Source organism: Streptomyces hirsutus (assembly GCF_001418415.1).
Lineage (GTDB): Bacteria > Actinomycetota > Actinomycetes > Streptomycetales > Streptomycetaceae > Streptomyces > Streptomyces hirsutus.
The window spans coordinates 1-3747 of the sequence record NZ_LIQT01000612.1; the positions used below are offsets into that span (position 1 = coordinate 1).

General features: G+C 72.5%; 4 protein-coding genes. 1 reads left to right on the top strand and 3 read right to left on the bottom strand.

The features are described 5' to 3' along the window. Positions 1–112: 112 nt before the first annotated feature. Positions 113–514: a hypothetical protein gene (locus tag AOK11_RS35815; RefSeq protein ID WP_240497623.1), complete on the top strand. Its 402-nt coding sequence runs from the start codon at positions 113–115 to the stop codon at positions 512–514. On the opposite strand, the gene AOK11_RS35820 is transcribed toward AOK11_RS35815, so the two are convergent. The 3 genes from AOK11_RS35820 to AOK11_RS35830 all read right to left on the bottom strand — a co-directional run. After that, a complete protein-coding gene (locus AOK11_RS35820; RefSeq protein ID WP_055597816.1) occupies positions 501–2144 on the bottom strand; it encodes a DNA repair helicase XPB in 1644 nt (547 codons plus the stop codon). The two genes, AOK11_RS35815 and AOK11_RS35820, sit on opposite strands and share 14 nt — an antisense overlap. Before the next feature lie 187 nt (positions 2145–2331). Then, positions 2332–2706, bottom strand: a complete 375-nt coding sequence (locus AOK11_RS35825; protein WP_055597817.1) for an iron chaperone — start codon at positions 2704–2706, stop codon at positions 2332–2334. A 46-nt stretch (positions 2707–2752) separates the two neighbouring features. Further along, a partial coding sequence (locus AOK11_RS35830) for a helicase-associated domain-containing protein (protein WP_079035297.1) occupies positions 2753–3747 on the bottom strand: 995 nt, incomplete at its 5' end.

Consider the following 3747-nt stretch of genomic DNA (forward strand, 5'->3'; position numbering starts at 1 on the left):
GGGCTGAGTACGCGGACAGGTACCGGCTGAGTACGTACGCCCCTGTCCGGTCCCCGTCGCTCGGCTTGACCGGTTCCATGAGCCAGGACCCCTCCGCCCCCTGACGCGGGCGGTGCCCGACCCGCCCGACCAGGACCGCTGGGCCTGGGCGGCGCCCACGATCGCGACCGTGCTCCTGACGGTCCTGGGGCCGGTGGCGCTGCCGGCGGCGGCGATGTCCGTCATGGCGACCGACAGCTGTGGTCCCGACGACTGCTCGCAGGCCCTGACGACCGCCCTGGACGTGGTCCACCGGGGGACGGCCCTCGGCGGCGTCCTGACCTTCTGCGCCTGGCTCGTGTCCTGGCTGCTGCCGTGGAGGATCCGGTGGTCGGTCCCGCGTGCCTGGGCGGCAGCGCTCTCGCCGCTGCCGCCGCTGTTCGTCGTCCTGCCGGTGTTCAACCTGCCCAAGGGCCGGCCCTCGCGCACGGCAGGCCCTCCCGCAGGGCCCTCCCGCAGGGCTAGCTTTCCGTGAGGAGCTCGTCCGCGTCCATGATCCGGTACGCGTATCCCTGCTCCGCCAGGAACCGCTGGCGGTGGGCCGCGAAGTCCTGGTCGATGGTGTCGCGCGCGACGACGGAGTAGAAGTGGGCCTGGTGGCCGTCCGCCTTGGGGCGCAGCACTCGGCCCAGCCGCTGGGCCTCCTCCTGCCGGGACCCGAAGGTGCCCGACACCTGGATGGCGACCGTGGCCTCCGGCAGGTCGATCGAGAAGTTCGCGACCTTGGACACGACCAGGACGCTGATCTCGCCCTCCCGGAACGCGTCGAACAGTTTCTCCCGCTGGGCGTTCGACGTCTCGCCCTTGATGACGGGGGCGTTCAGGTGCTCGCCCAGCTCGTCCAGCTGGTCGATGTACTGCCCGATGACGAGGATCTGCTGTCCCGCGAACCGCCGGACGATCGCCTCCGTGACCTTCCGCTTGGTGGCGGTCGTCGCGCAGAAGCGGTACTTCTCCTCCGTCTCCGCGGTGGCGTACGCGATCCGCTCGGAGTCGGTGAGGTTGACCCGGACCTCGACGCAGTCGGCGGGCGCGATGTACCCCTGCGCCTCGATCTCCTTCCACGGCGCGTCGAACCGCTTCGGCCCGATCAGCGAGAACACGTCCGACTCGCGGCCGTCCTCCCGCACCAGCGTCGCCGTCAGGCCCAGCCGCCGCCGGGCCTGGAGGTCCGCGGTGAACTTGAAGACGGGCGCGGGCAGCAGATGCACCTCGTCGTACAGGATCAGGCCCCAGTCCCGGGAGTCGAACAGTTCCAGGTGCGGGTAGACGCCCTTCCGGCGGGTCGTCAGCACCTGGTAGGTGGCGATGGTGACGGGCCGGATCTCCTTGCGCGTCCCGCTGTACTCGCCGATCTCTTCCTCGGTCAGCGAGGTCCGCTTCACCAGCTCGTGCTTCCACTGGCGGGCCGAGACGGTGTTGGTGACCAGGATCAGCGTGGTCGACTTCGCCTGCGCCATCGAACCGGCACCGACGAGCGTCTTGCCCGCGCCGCAGGGCAGCACGACCACGCCGGAGCCGCCGTGCCAGAAGTTCTCCACCGCCTGCTTCTGGTACGGGCGCAGCGCCCACCCGTCCTCGCGCAGTTCGATGTCGTGCGCCTCGCCGTCCACGTACCCGGCGAGGTCCTCGGCGGGCCAGCCCAGCTTCAGCAGCACCTGCTTGATCTGCCCGCGCTCCGAGGGGTGCACGGCGACCGTGTCCGGGTCGACGCGGACGCCGACCAGCGGGGCGATCCGCTTGGAGCGCAGCACCTCCTCCAGCACGGGCCGGTCGGTGCTGGTGAGGACGAGGCCGTGCGCCGGGTGCTTGAGCAGGCTGAGCCGGCCGTAGCGGTCCATCGTCTCGGCGATGTCGACGAGCAGCGCGTGCGGCACCGGGTAGCGGCTGTACTTCACCAGCGCGTCCACGACCTGCTCGGCGTCGTGGCCGGCGGCCCGCGCGTTCCACAGGCCGAGCGGGGTCACCCGGTAGGTGTGGATGTGTTCCGGCGCCCGCTCCAGCTCGGCGAACGGCGCGATGGCGCGACGGCACTCACCGGCCTGCTCGTGGTCGACTTCCAGGAGAAGCGTCTTGTCGGACTGGACGATGAGCGGACCATTCACGCGCGGCTGCCTTTCTGCGACGGGCTCGGCACGGGCACTGCACGGGTACAGCTCGGCCAAACGTCCAGTTTGCCTGATCGACCGTCCCCCGGGGGCCGCAGTGACGGCAGCCACAGGGACGGCGGACGACGCCCCGGCAGGAGACCGAACCCGCCGGCAGATCGAACCCGCCGACAGGCCGAACCCCTCAGCAGACTGTGCCCGGTCCGGACGCCGTGGCGCGCAGCAGATCACGTACCAGGCCGAAGTCGATGCTCTCCACGTCCTCCGGCTTGCGGAACCGCAGGCAGCTCTTGCCCATGTCGTGCCCGGCCAGCCGGTCCTCGAAGGCCGCGCGGACGTCGCTGCGCATGAGGTAGAAGGAGACGTACTGCTTCTGTGAGGCGAAGGCGATCTCGGCCGTGCCGTCCCGCTCGTAGGCGGGCATGCCGTACGCCATCACCTCGGCGAAGCCCTTGAGCTCTTCCCCGCACAACCGCCGCAGCTCGGCCAGGGCGGCCCTGCGCCCCTCCGGGGCCTCGGAGAGGTAGCTGTCGACGTCCGCTGCCGTGCTCTGCGCCATGGGTGCAGCGTACGCGGGGAGACCCGTCCCGGACGGTGGAGTCCGCTCAGTTCTCGTCGTCCGCCAGTTCCGCGACCCCGGTGATCCGGTGCAGCGGGTACGTCCGCACCTCGTCGGCCGTGTGGTCGTACGCAGTGACGAAGCCGCCCTCGACGCGGACCGGGGCGATGACGCGCTGGCTGGCGGCGCCCTCCGCGTTCACGTAGCCGATCCACAGCGACTCGCCGGTGAGGACGGCCGCCTGCACGGTGGCGAGGGTCTCGGCGGACCCGGTGCGCGGCAGTTCACCGCTCCCCGCCCCGGCGTCCGCCTCCCCGGCCTTGGCCTTGCGCGGGGCGGTCGAGGCGAGGTCACCGGCGCGGACGGCGCGGATCGCCGCCGCGAGCAGCGTGTCGTCGGGCACCGGCGGCCCCTCCGGGACCGGCTCGGGTGCCGCGCGCGGCGGGGTGCGGCGGGCGTCGGTACGGGTGATCAGGACGTCGCCCTCGGCGGATTCGGCGGCCGGCGCGAACCCCATCTGGCGCAGCCCCTCCAGCAGGCCGGCCGGATCGGCCTGCGCGGCCAGCACGGTCGGCGCGAGCCGGCGCAGGCCCAGTCCCGCGGCCCGCTTGTCGGCGAGGATCTCGTTCAGCATCGCGTCGTCGTCGCAGCGTACGTACGCGGAGGCCGCGCCCACCCGCAGATGCCCGTGCCTGCGGGCCACGTCGTCGATCAGATACGTGAGCGGCTGCGGCACCGGGGTACGGGAGTGCGCGGCGAGGAAGGCGTGCAGGTCGGTGGCGGCCCGGCCGGCGTCCAGGGCACGGCGTACCGAGCCCGGCGTGAACCGGTAGACGGTCGCCCCGCCCTTCGACTCCACGTCCGCCAGCACCCCCAGCATGTCCGCGAGCGGCCGCTGGAGCGGGCCGGGCGCGACCGCCGTCAGGTCGGCCTGGAGCAGGACGTGGTCCAGCGGCTCGGGCAACTGCGGGGCGAGCAGCCGGGCGGCGGCGGCGGACGCGGCGGCCTGCTCGGCGGGCGTGAGGGCGGTGAGGAGGGGGG